This window comes from Pseudomonas cichorii (assembly GCF_003700275.1).
In the GTDB taxonomy this organism is placed as follows: domain Bacteria; phylum Pseudomonadota; class Gammaproteobacteria; order Pseudomonadales; family Pseudomonadaceae; genus Aquipseudomonas; species Aquipseudomonas cichorii_B.
The window spans coordinates 50,647-66,268 of the sequence record NZ_RBRE01000014.1 but is presented as its reverse complement, the minus strand read 5'-3'; the positions used below and the strand labels follow the sequence as shown (position 1 = coordinate 66,268).

Annotated in this window: 16 protein-coding genes and 1 riboswitch; of the genes, 12 read left to right on the top strand and 4 right to left on the bottom strand. The window is 60.0% G+C overall.

Annotated features, from left to right (window positions below; all coding sequences use genetic code 11):
• Window positions 1-71 precede the first annotated feature (71 nt).
• A complete protein-coding gene (locus ALQ04_RS03635; RefSeq protein ID WP_183142101.1) occupies window positions 72-1,013 on the top strand; it encodes a folate-binding protein YgfZ in 942 nt (313 codons plus the stop codon).
• Window positions 1,014-1,124: 111 nt separating this feature from the next.
• Window positions 1,125-1,946 carry an HDOD domain-containing protein gene (locus tag ALQ04_RS03630; protein WP_122314493.1) on the top strand — a complete coding sequence of 274 codons (822 nt, stop codon included), beginning with the start codon at window positions 1,125-1,127 and terminating at the stop codon, window positions 1,944-1,946.
• Here the strand turns inward: ALQ04_RS03630 and ALQ04_RS03625 are convergent.
• Window positions 1,940-3,325, bottom strand: coding sequence for a sensor histidine kinase (locus tag ALQ04_RS03625; RefSeq protein WP_122314492.1), 1,386 nt, complete (start codon window positions 3,323-3,325; stop codon window positions 1,940-1,942). The two genes, ALQ04_RS03630 and ALQ04_RS03625, sit on opposite strands and share 7 nt — an antisense overlap.
• On the bottom strand, window positions 3,318-3,989 hold the full coding sequence (locus ALQ04_RS03620; RefSeq protein ID WP_122314491.1) for a response regulator: 672 nt from the start codon (window positions 3,987-3,989) through the stop codon (window positions 3,318-3,320). Before ALQ04_RS03620 ends, ALQ04_RS03625 begins: the two co-directional genes overlap by 8 nt.
• A gap of 436 nt (window positions 3,990-4,425) precedes the next feature.
• Here ALQ04_RS03620 and ALQ04_RS03615 point away from each other — a divergent pair, with 436 nt between their 5' ends.
• From ALQ04_RS03615 to ALQ04_RS03600, 4 genes are all read left to right on the top strand, one after another.
• Window positions 4,426-5,412 carry a tripartite tricarboxylate transporter substrate binding protein gene (locus ALQ04_RS03615; protein WP_183142106.1) on the top strand — a complete coding sequence of 329 codons (987 nt, stop codon included), beginning with the start codon at window positions 4,426-4,428 and terminating at the stop codon, window positions 5,410-5,412.
• Window positions 5,413-5,474: 62 nt separating this feature from the next.
• Window positions 5,475-5,933: a tripartite tricarboxylate transporter TctB family protein gene (locus ALQ04_RS03610; RefSeq protein WP_122314489.1), complete on the top strand. Its 459-nt coding sequence runs from the start codon at window positions 5,475-5,477 to the stop codon at window positions 5,931-5,933.
• Window position 5,934: 1 nt separating this feature from the next.
• The gene (locus tag ALQ04_RS03605) at window positions 5,935-7,446 is read left to right on the top strand and encodes a tripartite tricarboxylate transporter permease (protein WP_122314488.1); all 1,512 of its coding nucleotides are present in this window, start codon (window positions 5,935-5,937) and stop codon (window positions 7,444-7,446) included.
• Window positions 7,439-8,461, top strand: coding sequence for an AbrB family transcriptional regulator (locus tag ALQ04_RS03600; RefSeq protein ID WP_122314487.1), 1,023 nt, complete (start codon window positions 7,439-7,441; stop codon window positions 8,459-8,461). The genes ALQ04_RS03605 and ALQ04_RS03600 overlap by 8 nt, the downstream gene beginning before the upstream one ends.
• A 13-nt stretch (window positions 8,462-8,474) precedes the next feature.
• On the opposite strand, the gene ung is transcribed toward ALQ04_RS03600, so the two are convergent.
• Window positions 8,475-9,167 (bottom strand): uracil-DNA glycosylase, encoded by a 693-nt coding sequence (ung, locus tag ALQ04_RS03595; RefSeq protein ID WP_122314486.1) that lies wholly within the window; start codon window positions 9,165-9,167, stop codon window positions 8,475-8,477.
• Window positions 9,168-9,320: 153 nt separating this feature from the next.
• Between ung and ALQ04_RS03590 the strand changes: the two genes are divergently transcribed.
• Complete coding sequence (locus ALQ04_RS03590) at window positions 9,321-10,433, top strand: enoyl-CoA hydratase/isomerase family protein (RefSeq protein ID WP_122314569.1); 1,113 nt, start codon at window positions 9,321-9,323, stop codon at window positions 10,431-10,433.
• A 49-nt stretch (window positions 10,434-10,482) separates the two neighbouring features.
• On the opposite strand, the gene ALQ04_RS03585 is transcribed toward ALQ04_RS03590, so the two are convergent.
• Window positions 10,483-10,824 carry a hypothetical protein gene (locus tag ALQ04_RS03585; protein ID WP_183142105.1) on the bottom strand — a complete coding sequence of 114 codons (342 nt, stop codon included), beginning with the start codon at window positions 10,822-10,824 and terminating at the stop codon, window positions 10,483-10,485.
• Between the two features lie 480 nt (window positions 10,825-11,304).
• A riboswitch (guanidine-I (ykkC/yxkD leader) is annotated at window positions 11,305-11,407 on the top strand.
• 60 nt (window positions 11,408-11,467) lie between these two features.
• Between ALQ04_RS03585 and ALQ04_RS03575 the strand changes: the two genes are divergently transcribed.
• Genes ALQ04_RS03575 through ALQ04_RS03555 form a run of 5 tightly spaced genes read left to right on the top strand, consistent with a single transcriptional unit; the run spans window position 11,468 to window position 15,509 of the window.
• Complete coding sequence (locus ALQ04_RS03575; RefSeq protein WP_122314484.1) at window positions 11,468-12,541, top strand: putative urea ABC transporter substrate-binding protein; 1,074 nt, start codon at window positions 11,468-11,470, stop codon at window positions 12,539-12,541.
• Window positions 12,542-12,565: 24 nt separating this feature from the next.
• On the top strand, window positions 12,566-13,381 hold the full coding sequence (locus ALQ04_RS03570; protein WP_122314483.1) for an ABC transporter permease: 816 nt from the start codon (window positions 12,566-12,568) through the stop codon (window positions 13,379-13,381).
• The gene (locus ALQ04_RS03565; protein WP_122314482.1) at window positions 13,378-14,142 is read left to right on the top strand and encodes an ABC transporter ATP-binding protein; all 765 of its coding nucleotides are present in this window, start codon (window positions 13,378-13,380) and stop codon (window positions 14,140-14,142) included. Before ALQ04_RS03570 ends, ALQ04_RS03565 begins: the two co-directional genes overlap by 4 nt.
• Before the next feature lie 14 nt (window positions 14,143-14,156).
• On the top strand, window positions 14,157-14,882 hold the full coding sequence (locus ALQ04_RS03560) for an urea amidolyase associated protein UAAP1 (RefSeq protein ID WP_122314481.1): 726 nt from the start codon (window positions 14,157-14,159) through the stop codon (window positions 14,880-14,882).
• A 12-nt stretch (window positions 14,883-14,894) separates the two neighbouring features.
• Window positions 14,895-15,509: an urea amidolyase associated protein UAAP2 gene (locus ALQ04_RS03555; RefSeq protein ID WP_122314480.1), complete on the top strand. Its 615-nt coding sequence runs from the start codon at window positions 14,895-14,897 to the stop codon at window positions 15,507-15,509.
• The last annotated feature ends 113 nt before the right edge of the window (window positions 15,510-15,622 follow it).

Below are 15,622 nucleotides of genomic sequence, written 5' to 3'. Positions count from 1 at the left end.
GCAGTTTTCATATACCCATATTCACGACTCGGCACTATGATGTGCCCCAGACTTTTTCTCTTGCGATGACCATGGCCCACTCAGCTTTCTTCAGCACGCTATCCCATGAGGGCATTCTTGCCGTTCGCGGCGTGGATGCCAGCAAATTCCTGCAGGGTCAGTTGACCTGCAACCTCAACTACCTGAGCGACACCAGGTCCAGCCTCGGTGCCCGCTGCACGCAAAAAGGCCGCATGCAATCGAGCTTTCGCATCGTGCTCGAAACCGATGCCTGCCTGCTGGCCATGGCCAGCGAGCTGATCGAGCCGCAATTGCTGGACCTGAAGAAATATGCAGTGTTCTCCAAGTCCAAACTGACTGACGAAAGCGCCGCCTGGGTGCGTTTCGGCCTGCAGGATGGTGATGGTGCGCTGGTCAGCCTTGGCCTGGACCTGCCTCAGGACACCGATGCGCTGGTACGCGCCAACGACCTGCTGGCCATCCGCGTATCGCCTGGACGCGCCGAACTCTGGGCTCATGCCGATCAGGCCGAAAGCGTGAAATCGCGGCTGGCTGCACAATTGGCCGAAGCTCCGCTCAATGACTGGCTGCTAGGCCAGATCCGCGCCGGTATCGGCCAGGTCGTGGGCAGCACGCGCGAAGAATTCATTCCGCAGATGATCAACCTGCAGGCCGTCGGCGGCGTCAGCTTCAAGAAGGGCTGCTACACCGGCCAGGAAATCGTCGCCCGCATGCAGTATCTGGGCAAACTCAAACGCAGGCTTTATCGCCTGTCACTTGAGTCAGTCGAGCTTCCCGAACCCGGTACAGCGCTGTTTTCGCCTGTGCACAATAGCGCCGTGGGCAATGTCGTTATCGCCGCCAGTGCCGAACAAGGCATCGAGTTGCTGGCCGTACTGCAGGCCGATGCGGCCGAAAGCGGCAACCTTCACCTTGGCGCGCCCGACGGTCCGACCCTGCAATTGAGCGAACTGCCTTACATCCTGGACAGCAAGCTCGAAACCCAGCGTTAAGCCTCACAGCGAACACCCACGCGCTACAACTGTCACAAAAGTTATCCGGCCTCCTGGCGCCTGACCGGCGCACAGGCGGCCTGAACACCCCTAACGGCTGCGAGATGCAACATGAGCAAGATGGCTGACGAGGTGCAGAGAAACTTGATCAAGGCAATCGATAGAGATGCCTTGTTTCTGCCTACCCTGCCAGAGGTAGCCCTGAAAATTCGCGTGGCTGCCGAAAACACCGAAATAAGCATTGCCGACCTGAGTAAAGTCATCGGCAGCGATACCGCGCTGTCCGCACGGCTGATCAAGGTTGCCAACAGCCCGCTGCTGCGTGCCAACTTTGAAGTCAGCGACGTGAACACCGCCATCCGTCGCCTTGGGGTCAATTACACCTGCAACCTGGCAATCGGCCTGGTGGTCGAGCAGATGTTTCATGCCAAGTCGGAAGTCATCGAACACAAGATGCGGGAAATCTGGAAGCAGAGCCTGCAGGTGGCCGGAATCAGCTACACCCTTTGTCACCGCCACACCAATCTGAAACCGGATCAGGCAACACTCGCCGGGTTGATTCACCTGATCGGCATCCTGCCGATCCTGACGTACGCCGAAGACCATTTCGACCTGCTATCCGATCCGGTCAGCCTCAATCATGTGATCGACAACATCCATCCGATCATCGGTGAACGGCTGTTGCGCTCCTGGGACTTCCCCGCGCCGCTGGCAGCAGTGCCGGCGCAGTTCCAGGATTTCACCCGCGTCTCCAAAAGCGCCGATTACATCGATCTGGTACAAGTCGCCACGCTGCATATCCACAGGAACACCGGGCATCCTTTCAGCCAGATCGATATTGTCGACGTGCCCGCCTTTCATCAATTGGGGCTGAATGTGGCGGGCGGGCTGCTGAGTGCGGAAATGGACGAAGCGATGGGCATGCTTTACTGAAAGTCAGCAAAACTGACCCGGACCTTGAGACCTCGCTGCGCACCATCATGCAGAGTGATTTGCGCCAGATGGGCGCGGCAGATTTCGCCGACGATTGCCAGGCCCAGCCCGGAACCGGTGCCTTGTTGATTGCGACGGTAGAAACGCTCGAACACCCGTTCACGGTCTTCTTCAGGAATCCCTGAGCCGTCATCCTCGACTTCAAGAATACACGGCGCATAAACCCGCAATATCACGTTGCCGCCTGCCGGGGTGTGCGCCAGCGCGTTGTCGACCAGATTGCTCAGCAACTCATTGAGCAGCGTCGGCTCGCCACGCAGCCAGACCGGTTCATTGGCCTCAAGCGCCAGCGCCACGCCACGTGAATGGGCCAGAGGCGCCATCGCCATCCCCAACTCACGAGCCAACTGGCTCAGATCCAGCTTCTGTACACCGCCTTCGGCAATCGCACGGGCACCGTTCTCGATGCGTGCCAGTGATAACAGCTGGTTGGCCAGGGATGTCAGTCGATCGGTGCCCTGGGCAGAAGCTTCAAGAGTGGCACGCCACTGGGCTGGATCGGTATCGCGCAAGCCAAGCTCGACCCGAGCCTTGAGCGCCGCCAATGGCGTACGCAACTCATGGGCCGCATCGGCGATAAACTGCGCCTGACGCTCGAACTGCACCCGTAAACGCTCGGTGAAATGGTTGAGCGCATTTACCAGCGGGCGCAATTCATGTTGCACCTCGACCATCGGCAGCGCCCGCAAGTCATCGGTTTGCCGCTCCTCCACAGCCGTGCGCAGTCGCTCCAGCGGGCGCAATGCAGAACTGACCGTGATCCACACCAGCAGCAAGGCACCGCCACCCAGCATGCCGAGCCGCAACAGAGTGTCGGCCATCAGGCTACGGGCCATGCGCACCCTGGCTTCCTGGGTTTCTGCCACACGAATTTCCGCAATCCCGTTCATGCCGGGCTCGCTGACCGGCTTGAGCAGGCTGACCACCCGCACATCCTGGCCCAGATAAACCCCGTTGTAGAACTTGGCGAGGGCCGGGTAATCGTCGGTACGCAAGGTTCCAGGCGGCGGCGAAGGCAGATTCTCATAGCCGGAAATCAGCGTCTTGTTGATGTCGTTGACCTGGTAGTAAATCCGTCCTTCGCTGTCGTAGACGAAGGTATCCAGAGCCACATAAGGCACATCGGCGCTCAGCGTGCCGTCACGCTGGGTGAGCCCGGCAGCGATAGTCCGCGCCGACGCCAGCAGCGTGCGGTCATAAGCCGTGTCCGCCACCTCACGCCCATTCCAGTAAGCGCTCATGCCGCTGGCCAGCATCAGCATGACCAGCAACAACGCCAGATTCCACAACAGCCTCCAGCGCAGACTGTCGTTACGCATCGCGATTTTCCAGCAGATACCCCAGGCCACGGAAAGTCACGATCGCCACCGGGTGACCGTCGAGCTTCTTGCGCAAGCGGTGCACATAGATTTCGATGGCATCCGGGCTGGCCTCTTCGTCCAGCCCGAAAACCTGGGCAGCCAGTTGCTCCTTGCTCATCACCCGTCCCGGTCGGGCAATCAGCGCTTCAAGCACGGCCTGCTCGCGGGAGGTCAAGGTCAGCAAGTCGCTGCCCAGAGTGAAGCGTCTGGTATCCAGGTCATAGGCCAGCACCCCGCAGCGCTGCTGCCGTTCACCGCCCAGCACGCTGCGCCGCAGCAACGCCTTGACCCGCGCTTCCAGCTCGGAAAGCTCGAACGGTTTGGCCAGGTAATCGTCGGCCCCCAGATTGAGCCCGAGCACCCGATCCTTGACATCGCTGCGGGCAGTCAACATCAGCACCGGCAGATTCTTGCTGCGCGCCCGCAAACGTCCCAGCACTTCAAAACCATCCATGCGCGGCAACCCGACATCGAGGATCGCAACCGCATACTGTTCACTGTTCAAGGCCAGGTCGGCCGCTACGCCATCGTGCAACACATCAACGTTCAAACCCGCGTTCTTGAGCGCCTGAGCGATACTTTCAGCCAATTGCAGATGGTCTTCGACGAGAAGAACACGCATCGCCGTCTCCTGATTCCGAGTGTTGTAATGAGGGCACGAGGGCGGAGTGTACAGGCGTGCCACAACCTGTGAAGCATTGAAACAACTCGATGCTATTGATTACAGATCTCAACGATAGTTGAAAGGTTTATGAAAGGTTCGCCATTTAGCATCGCGCTACGGCCCGCAAGAACGGGTACGTAAATAAAGGCGCCTGGATGCGTCTGTAAAATAAAAACAATAAATGGAGTCAACCATGCTCAAGCCATCCCCGGCTTCGCAACTCGTCCATTGCGGCGAATCCTCGACAGCTTCTCTATTGCCCTGCGAATCCACTCCCCGCTTGCGATGCCCTCACCTGCGTCGACGATAAACCGTGTCTGTCCAGCGCCTTTGCGCCGACAGAAAATCGTACCAAACAGCTTCCCTATCCAAAAACAAGAAACGTCACAGGAGACTGACCATGACTTTATCCTTGCGTCATTTGAGCATGGCTGCAGGTTGCATGCTGGTTGCAACGCAATTGTTCGCCGCAGAACCCAAACGTCCGGAGTGCATCGCACCGGCCTCGCCCGGTGGCGGCTTCGACCTGACCTGCAAGCTGGTCCAGAGCGCACTGATCAATGAAAAGATCCTGACCACCCCCATGCGCGTGACCTACATGCCGGGCGGCGTCGGTGCCGTAGCCTACAACGCAGTGGTCGCGCAAAGACCCGCCGATGCCGGGACTCTGGTGGCGTGGTCCAGCGGCTCGTTGCTCAACCTGGCGCAAGGCAAGTTCGGTCGTTTCGATGAGAACGCCGTGCGCTGGCTTGCCGCAGTCGGCACCAGTTATGGCGCCATCGCGGTCAAGAGCGATTCGCCTTACAAGAACCTCAACGATCTGGTCCAGGCCCTCAAGACCGATCCGAGCAAGGTCGTGATCGGCTCAGGCGGCACCGTCGGCAGCCAGGACTGGATGCAGACCGCGCTGATCGCCAAGGCCGCTGGCATCAATCCGCGCGAACTGCGCTATGTCGCCCTCGAAGGCGGCGGTGAAATCGCCACCGCCCTGCTCGGCGGCCACATTCAGGTCGGCAGTACCGACATTTCCGACTCCATGCCACACATCCTGAGCGGTGACATGCGCCTGCTGGCGGTGTTCGCCGACAAGCGCCTCGACGAGCCGGAAATGAAAGACATTCCGACCGCCAAGGAACAGGGTTACGACATTGTCTGGCCGGTGGTTCGCGGCTTCTATGTCGGGCCCAAGGTCAGCGATGAAGCCTACGAGTGGTGGAAAGCTTCGTTCGATAAAATACTGGCCTCGGAAGACTTCGCCAAACTGCGTGACCAGCGCGAACTGTTCCCCTTCGCCATGACCGGTGCAGAGCTGGACACCTACGTGAAAAAACAAGTAAGCGACTACAAGATGCTGGCCAAGGAATTCGGCCTGATTCAGTGATTGAACTCAATTGACTGACGATCCGTCGTGCCTGCCCGACAGGCACGACACAGGAGTTTTCCATGGTCTTGCAACGCATTTTCGCTGCCGTACTGTTACTGGTATGCGCAGGCCTGACGCTGATGGCCTGGCCTTACCAGGCACCTTTTTCCTATGAACCGGTCGGCCCGCGGGCCTTTCCACTGTTGATGCTGGGCCTGATGGGGCTGGCTCTGCTGTACCTGCTGATCCGTCCGACGCCCATCGTGCATTCCGAGGATGAACCGCCTCTGGATCGCGAAACCCTGATCAAGATCGGCGCCTGCATCGCGCTTCTGCTGATTTTCGCCGGCCTGTTCGAGCCGCTGGGTTTCATCCTCAGCAGCATCCTGATCGGCATTCCCATGGCACGCCTGTATGGCGGGCGCTGGGTGCCAAGCATTGTGGTGGTCATCCTGATGAGTGTCGGCCTTTATCTGCTGTTCGATAGAGCCATGGATGTACCTTTGCCTTTGGGCCTGCTCAGCGTTCTGGAGAATTGATATGGATACTTTCAGCTACCTGGGCCAGGGATTCGGTGTCGCCCTCACGCCTTACAATCTGGTCACGGCACTTTCCGGCACCCTGATCGGCACCATTGTCGGCCTGCTGCCGGGCCTTGGCCCCATCAACGGTGTCGCACTGCTGATTCCAATCGCCTTCGCCCTCGGGCTGCCGCCCGAGTCGGCGCTGATCCTTCTGGCGGCGGTGTATCTGGGCTGTGAATACGGCGGCCGGATCAGCTCGATCCTGCTCAACATTCCCGGCGAAGCTTCCACGGTCATGACCACCCTGGACGGTTATCCGATGGCTCGCAAAGGCCTGGCGGGAGTCGCTTTGTCGTTGTCGGCCTGGAGTTCGTTCATCGGCGCGTTCATTGCCACCTGCGGGATGGTGCTGTTTGCACCGCTACTGGCCAAGTGGGCGATTGCCTTCGGACCGGCGGAGTACTTCGTGCTGATGGTCTTCGCCATTGTCTGCCTGGGCGGCATGGCCGGTGATCGACCGCTCAAGACCTTTATCGCAGCACTGATCGGGCTGTTTCTGTCGGCGGTCGGTATCGATGCCAACAGCGGCGTTTACCGCTTTACCGGTGACAACATCCACCTGACTGACGGCATTCAGTTCGTGGTGCTGGTACTGGGTCTGTTTTCCATCAGCGAGATTCTGCTGTTGCTGGAAAAAACCCATCGTGGCCAGGAAGCTGTAAAGGCCACCGGGCGCATGCTGTTCAATTTCAAGGAAGCTTCGGCAGTGTTCCTGGTAAACGTCCGTTGCGGCCTGCTCGGCTTCGGCCTGGGCGTCTTGCCGGGTGCCGGCGCAACCCTGGCCAGTGCCGTGGCGTACATGACGGAAAAACGCATTGCCGGCCAGAGCGGCAAGTTCGGCCAGGGCGACATGCGCGGCCTTGCAGCACCGGAAACCGCGATTGGCGCCAGCGCCTGTGGAGCCCTGGTGCCGATGCTGACCCTGGGCGTTCCAGGTTCCGGCACCACGGCAGTGATGATCGGCGCATTGTCGCTGTACAACATCACCCCTGGCCCGATGCTGTTCCAGCAACAGCCGGATATCGTCTGGGGCCTGATCGCCTCGTTGTTCATCGCCAACATCATGCTGGTGATCCTCAACATCCCGATGATCCGTATCTTCACCCGCATCCTTGCCGTGCCGAACTGGGCGCTGGTGCCGGTGATCGCGATCATTACCGGGATTGGCGTGTACGCCGTGCATGCCACGACCTTCGACCTGTTCCTGATGGTCGGCATCGGTATCTTCGGCTACATCCTGCGCAAGCTGGACTTCCCGTTGTCGCCGATCCTGCTCGGCTTCATTCTGGGCGGCCTGATGGAGCAGAACCTGCGTCGTGCGCTGTCGATCTCCAATGGTGCACTGGAGATTCTCTGGTCCAGCCCGATCAGCATTGGTGTGTGGATCGTGACGATTTTCATGCTGCTGTTCCCGCTGTTCCGCATCTGGCGCAAACGCGCCAAGTCCCGTGCGCTGGCCAATGCCTGATCGCGGTTTGCGTAGCTGGTGGGGCACCCCGCTGGTCGGCCTGCTTGGCGGATACCTCGCCAGCCAGGTCGGCTGGCCGTTGCCATGGATGGTCGGCTCGTTGCTGGCGATCATCCTGGTGCGTTGCCTGACGCCCTGGCAACTGACGCAAATCCCCGGTGGCCGCAAATGCGGACAACTGATCATCGGTATTGGAATCGGCCTGCACTTCACGCCGGTGGTCATCGAACAGGTGCTGGAACACTTCGGCCTGATTGTCGCTGGTGCGCTGGTGACGAGTCTGTCCAGCGTAGTCGGTGTCTGGTTGATGTTGCGTACCGGAGAGAATCGCCCTACCGCGTTTTTCTCCAGCATGCCCGGTGGCTCGGGAGAAATGGTCAACCTCGGCGCACGCAATGGCGCCACCCTCAGCAGTGTTGCCGCGGCGCAAAGCCTGCGGGTGCTGGCGGTGGTGCTGTGTGTACCGGCGATCTTCAAATATCTGCTGGGCGATGGCACGCCAGCGCTGCATGCCACAACCGTGGACTGGCGCTGGCTGCTGTTCCTGTTTCCCATGGGCGCGGCCCTGGCTTTGCTCTGGCAGCGTCTCAAACAACCCAATCCCTGGTTATTCGGCCCACTGCTGCTCAGCTCGGTGGTCAGCGTGACCTGGGACTTGAAAATCGGCCTGCCCAACGGCGCCAGCCAGCTCGGGCAGTTGCTGATCGGCAGCGGCCTGGGCTGTCACTTCAACCGTGAATTCTTTCGGCGAGCCCCGTCCTTTCTGGGGCGCACGCTGGTGGGTACCGCCCTGACCATGCTGATCGCCGCCCTCGCCGCGCTGGGCTTGAGCAGCCTGACACACCTGGACCTGCGCTCGCTGACCCTCGGCATGATGCCCGGCGGCATCGCCGAAATGAGCCTGACCGCGGAAGTGTTACAGCTCTCGGTCCCGCTGGTTACCGCGATGCAGGTCATGCGCCTGCTGTTTGTACTGTTTCTGGCCGAGCCGTTGTACAGGCGCTGGAACAAGTAGGTGGTTGCTACGCTCAGATATTCTGCAGGTGCCAGTCAATCGGCGTCATGCCATTCTGCTCCAGATACTTGTTGGCGCGGCTGAAATGTCCGTTGCCCAGAAAGCCTTTATAAGCCGATAGCGGCGACGGGTGAACCGAGGTCAGCACCAGATGCCTGGTGGCATCGACCAGCTTCTGTTTGCCTTGCGCATGCGCGCCCCACAGCAGGAACACCAGATGCGGCTGCTGCTCGCTGACGATCTCAATGACTCGATCAGTGAAATGCTGCCAGCCTTTACCGGCATGGGAAGCGGCATTGGCGCGCTGCACCGTCAGCGTGGTGTTAAGCAGCAATACGCCCTGATCGGCCCAGGCCTGCAGGCAGCCATGGTTGGGAATGTCGATGTTCAGGTCGCGCTTCAATTCCTTGAAGATGTTGACCAGCGAAGGCGGCGCAGGCACACCGGGCTGTACCGAAAAACACAAGCCATGAGCCTGACCGGGACCGTGATACGGGTCCTGGCCGAGAATCACGACTTTCACCTGATCCAGGGGTGTAGAGTTGAGCGCATTGAAGATCAGCGGGCCCGGCGGATAGATTTCCTTGCCTTCGGCATGTTCCTGGCGCAGGAACTCACGCAGTTGCGCCATGTAAGGTTTGTCGAACTCCTCACGCAGCGCCTGCTTCCAGCTGGGCTCAAGTTTGATGCGGTCATCGCTTGTCATGGTCGTACCCGGTAAAAACACTGCGCGACACTAGGAAAGCTGGCTGCCAATGTCAAATGCCCTGCAGCAAACCAGCAGTTTCCTACACTTGCTTTCATGCAACTGCCTGCACGGCAGGCCAAAGGTTTTTGCCGTGCCTACGAGAGGGTCATGATGAATCTGCAATGTGAAGAACTTCATGCACAGGATGGCGCCCGGATAGGTATCGCCAGCCTGAATGCCGAAAAATCTCTCAACGCCCTGTCGCTGCCGATGATTCTAGCCCTTCAGGATCAACTCGCAGCCTGGGCGGACGACCCGCAGATCGTCTGCGTGCTGCTGCGCGGCAACGGGCCGAAAGCGTTCTGTGCCGGCGGCGAGGTGCGCTCGCTGGCCGAAGCCTGCCGCGAGGCTCCCGGTACAGTACCAGCGTTGGCCGCCAGTTTTTTTGCGGCGGAATACCGGCTGGACTACAGCCTGCACACCTACCGCAAACCGTTGATCTGTTGGGGGCACGGCTATGTGTTGGGTGGCGGCATGGGTCTGTTGCAAAGTGCCGGTATCCGTATCGTTACCCCCAGCAGCCGCCTGGCGATGCCGGAAATCAGCATCGGCCTGTATCCGGATGTCGGCGCCAGTTGGTTTCTGTCCCGCATGCCCGGCAAGCTGGGCCTGTTTCTGGGGCTGACCGGCGCGCACATCAATGGCCGCGATGCGCTGGATCTGGACCTCGCCGACCGTTTCATGCTCGACGAGCAGCAAGACGAACTGATCGAAAACCTGCTGCAAATGAACTGGCAGGAACAGACCGAACTGCAACTCAACAGCCTGCTCAAGGCGATGCAACAAGAGGCCATCGCTCATTTACCGGCCGCCCAGTGGTTGCCGCGCCGACCACAGATCGATCAATGGCTGGATGTCGGCAATCTGCCCGCCGCCTGGAATGCGATAAGCCATCTGCAACATCACGACGATGCGCTGCTGGCCCGTTGTGCCAGGAATATGCAGGAAGGCTGTCCATTGACCGCTCATCTGGTCTGGGAACAGATCAGGCGTGCCAGACACTTGTCACTGGCGCAGGTATTCCAGATGGAATACGCCATGAGCCTCAATTGCTGTCGCCACCCGGAGTTCAATGAAGGCGTACGTGCGCGGCTGATCGACAAGGATCACACGCCACATTGGCACTGGCAGGATGTCGCCTCGATACCGCAAGCAGTCATCGAGGCGCACTTTTCAAAAGCGTGGGAAGGCCGCCATCCGTTGGCGGATCTGGTGGATGTGTAGGAACGAATTCATTCACGGATGAGCCAGTTCCCACACAGGCTGTAGGGGGTCAATAACGACCATCACCTCGGCCGCGATCCCATGACCGGCCGCCGCCACGGTAATCATTGCGGTTGTCATTACGATAATGGTTCCGGTAGCCATCGTTGCCCCGGAAGCGGTTGTCCCGCCAGCCATGGCCAGGCGGCCGACCGGGCTGGTAATAGCGCGGCTGCGGTGGTGGCGAGTAATAGCGCGGACCGGGTTGTGGAGTGTAATAACGCGGTGGCGAGCTGTAGTAATAGCGTGGCTGAGGCGCTACATAAATGCGCCGCTCCTGATAATAGGAAGAGCGGTAACCGTTGTCATAAGCATACCCTCCAGCGACGACCGTCGTCGGTTGTGTGTACACCTCGGATTCGTAGTAACCAGGACCTGCATAGCAACCTGTCATGAACAGGGCCAGAAAAGCGATGAGCAAGGGTCTTCGATACATGGCGGCCTCCTTGGACCGCGATTGGGCGCAACCAGCGACGCTGATCGGCATCTGCCAATGGAGTTGGCGGACGTAATTTCAGACAGCAAAAAGCCCTTCGAGTGCGGATTTCGTCCCCTGCCCCCCGTTTCACAATAATGGCCAAATAACCTGAAAAGCCTTGATAACCAAGGCTTGCGGGGCTGTATCCGCTCATTACAAAGATGCTACAAAACATTTCAAATCTCGATTGCCTCATCCCGGTGCGACTGCGCACCAGTACAAGGCAATAAACACCCGGCAAGACACCCCTGTTTTTGCACACCCCATGCAAAACAAGGCCTGCTGCAAGTTGGCACAACTCTCGCTTAATGATGAATGTGCAGGAGTCGATACCGCTTCGCGGCACCACAATTTGCAATAGCCGACTAGGGTTCCGGCTTGCCGACAGGCAAGTGGCTGGTCCGAGAGTTGGCGACCTCCAGTAGAGGTTACACGGCGGGATAAAAGCCCGGGAGACAAGACACCAGTGGTGTCGATTGACTCCTGGCCGCCCCTTTCACTACTGGAGGTTTTCAGCATGAACAAGCCAACGTCCCGCCTGTGCGGTCTGCTCGCCGCAGGCCTCATCGCTGCATTGAGCCTCTCGGCGCAAGCCGCCCCCAAAGATCACTTCAACGTCTGCTGGACCATTTACGCTGGCTGGATGCCGTGGGAGTACGCCGGTACACAAGGCATCGTCGACAAGTGGGCGAAGAAGTACGGCATCAAGATCGATGTGACCCAGCTCAACGACTACGTCGAGTCGATCAATCAATACACCGCTGGCCAGTTCGACGGCTGCACCATGACCAACATGGATGCCCTGACCATTCCCGCCGCCGGTGGCGTTGAAAGCACCGCACTCATCGTCAGCGACTTCTCCAATGGCAACGACGGCATCGTGATCAAGGGCGAGGGCAAGAAGGTTGCCGATCTCAAGGGCATGAACGTCAATCTGGTCGAACTGTCGGTTTCCCACTACCTGCTGGCCCGAGCGCTGGAAAGTGCAGACCTCAGCGAAAAAGACCTGAAAGTGGTCAACACCTCCGACGCCGATATCTCGGCGGCCTTCAATACCGACGAGGTCAAGGCGGTCACCACCTGGAACCCGATGCTCTCGGATATCAAGAACAAACCCGGCGTCACCCAGGTATTCGATTCGAGCAAGATCCCTGGCGAGATCATGGACATGATGGTGGTCAACACCCAGACCCTGAAAGACAACCCGGCCCTGGGCAAGGCCCTGACCGGCGCCTGGTTTGAAGTGGTAGCCCTGATGAACGCCAAATCGGCGGCCAGCAAGGCAGCACTGGAGCATATGGCCAAGGCGTCAGGCACCGATCTGGCGGGTTTCCAGGCACAACTCGATACCACCCGGCTGTTCGCCACGCCCAACGAAGCCCTGGACTTCGCCACCAGCGCACAACTGCCGGACACCATGCGCAAGGTTGCCAATTTTTCCTTCGAGCACGGGCTGCTGGGTGAAGGCGCCAGGGACTCAAGCGCCGTGGGCATGTCGTTCGCCAACGGCGTGACAGAAGGCGACAAGGCCAACCTCAAGCTGCACTTCGACCCCAGCTACGTGCAAATGGCCGTCGACAACAAGCTGTAAACCGCCCCCAGAAAGGTCATTGCCATGCGCTTGATAAATCGTCACCCGGATCGGGCCGGTCGCCTGATTCTGGTGCTCCTGCCATTCGCCCTGTTGCTGTTCGCCTACCTCACAGGCTCGGCAACCCGGCTGATGGAGAACCCCAACGACAAACTGCTGCCCAGCGCGGTGCAGATGGCCGATGCGGTCAAGCGCATGGCCTTTACCGAAGACACCCGCACCGGCAGCTACCTGTTGTGGCAGGACACCGGTTCCAGCCTGCAACGGCTGGCAATCGGTCTGGGGATCAGCGCCTTGCTGGGCCTGTGCCTGGGGATTGCGTCGGGCATTCTGCCGATCTTCGGCGCGCCGCTGTCGCCGTTGCTGACGGTGCTGTCGATGGTGCCGCCGCTGGCAATCCTGCCGATTCTGTTCATCGTTTTCGGTCTGGGCGAACTGTCGAAAGTGATGCTGATCGTCATCGGCATTACACCGATTCTGGCCCGCGATCTGGAACAGCGCGCCCGGGAAATTCCGGTCGAACTGCTGATCAAGGCGCAGACCCTCGGGGCTTCGACCTGGACGCTGATCCTGCGGGTGATTCTGCCGCAACTGCTGCCGCGCCTGCTGATCGCGCTACGACTGGTACTGGGCTCGGCCTGGCTGTTCCTGATCGCGGCCGAAGCCATCGCTTCCACTGACGGGCTCGGCTACCGGATCTTTCTGGTACGCCGCTACCTGGCCATGGACGTGATCCTGCCGTACGTGATCTGGATCACCCTGCTCGCCTGGCTGATGGACTGGGGCCTCAAGGCCCTGACCCGCCGAGCCTTCCCCTGGTATGAAGGAGCACGAGGATGAGCTTCATTAGCGTACGCAATGTCTGGCAGCAGTACGACGATCAAGTGGTACTCGAAGGCTTGAACCTGGACGTTGCCGAAGGTGAGTTCTGCACTCTGGTTGGTGCCTCGGGATGCGGCAAGTCGACCTTTTTGCGCCTGCTGCTGGGCCAGGAAACCCCCAGCCGTGGCGCTATCACTCTGGACGGCAAGGTTCTGGCCAACGAACCGGACCCCAGCCGTGGCGTGGTATTCCAGCGTTATTCGGTATTCCCTCACCTGTCGGTCCTGGACAACGTGGCGCTGGGCCTGGAACTGCCGGTTTCGCCCTGGCTTGGACGGCTGTTCGGCCAGGCCAGACGCGATGCACGGGAACAGGCCGCAGCCCTGCTGCACAAGGTCGGCCTGGCTCACGCGCTGGACAAGTACCCGACCCAACTGTCCGGTGGCATGCAGCAACGGTTGGCCATCGCCCAGGCGTTGATCATGAAACCCCGCGTCCTGTTGCTGGACGAACCTTTCGGCGCGCTGGACCCCGGCATACGCAAGGACATGCACAACCTGCTGCTGGAGCTATGGCAGGAAACCAGACTGACCGTGTTCATGGTCACCCACGACCTGTCCGAAGGCTTCAACCTCGGCACCCGCCTGATGGTTTTCGACAAGGTACGCCAGGACCCGCACGCGCCCGGTGCCTATGGCGCACGCATCACTTACGACATTCCCCTGAACAGCGACCGCCGGGCTGCACGCGCGGCGCTCGACTCGTTGCAACCGGCTTGAAAGGAGCCTGATTCATGACTGACTCGACCACCCTGTTTCCCGTGTTCGCCGAAGAGCTGCTGCCCGGTGGCGCCCATCGCTCATTCATCCTCAAGCGTGGCGAACTGCTGCGCCTGACCGACCTGAACGGTAATGCCAATGTCAGCCTGACACTGCTCAATGCCCATGAAAAGACCGAGCGCCTGAACCTGCCCGACAGCCTCAAATGCCAACACACCGCCAAACTCACCAGCGGTCACTGCCTGTACTCGGACATGGGCCGGGTGCTGGCAGCGATCACCGCCGATACCTGCGGCTGGAGCGACAGCATCGGCGGCGTGCTCAACGCCCGGGAAGTCGCAGAAAAATATGGCCAGGGCCGCTATCAGGAACTGCGCAACGGGTTCTTCCGCAACGGCGTCGATAACCTGCTGGTCGAACTGGGCAAATGGGGCCTGGGCCTGTCCGACCTGCTGATGACCCTGAACCTGTTCAGCCGCATCAATGTGGACGAAGCCGGAGCCCTGCACTTTGCAGCGGACAACTCGCAAGCCGGTGACTACATCGAACTCTATGCGCCGATGGATACGCTGGTGGTACTCACTGCCCTGCAGCATCCGATGGACCCCAACCCCACCTACGCCCCGCAGCCTGTGAAGCTGAGCTGGATGAAAGCCGACGCCAGCGTGGCCGAGCACTGCCGCACATCGCGCCCGGAAAACGAGCGCGGCTTTATCAACACCAACCGTCTGTTCGCCTGAGGAGGCCTTGCCATGCATTCGACCCAACACTGCTGCGACGCCACCATTGCGGCGGGCGAACCGTTCCTGGCCGAGGTCAAGGCCGGACAGACCGTGCGCATTCTCGACCTGGAAGGCAATCAGGCCGTCGACACGCTGTTCTACAGCCTGGCCAATCCTCGCGAGCGCTATGACGTGCAACGCACTCTACGTCGCCAGAACAGCGTCTACCTGACGACCGGCAGCGTGCTGTATTCCAACCTCGGCCAGCCGATGCTGACCATCGTCGACGACACCTGCGGACGCCATGACACCCTCGGCGGTGCCTGCGCCCAGGAGAGCAATACCGTGCGTTATGCGCTGGACAAACTGCACATGCACAGTTGCCGCGACAACTATCTGCGCGCCTGCGCCCATGACGGACGGCTGGGTAAAGGCGACATTGGCCCGAACATCAATTTCTTCATGAACGTCCCGGTCACGGCCGAAGGCGGCCTGACGTTCGAGGACGGCATTTCCGCCCCCGGCAAATACGTCGAGCTGCGCGCCGAGATGGACGTGATCGTGCTGATCTCCAACTGTCCGCAACTGAACAATCCCTGCAACGGCTACAACCCGACACCGGCCAGGTTATCGATTCGGGACTGATCCCCGGATCGCGATAGCCACAGCCCACCACAACGGACGACCGTTGTGCGCAACGACCCATAGCGGGACGGCCCGCTTCCCATCACGAAACCACATCAATCCGGTTTCCGGGG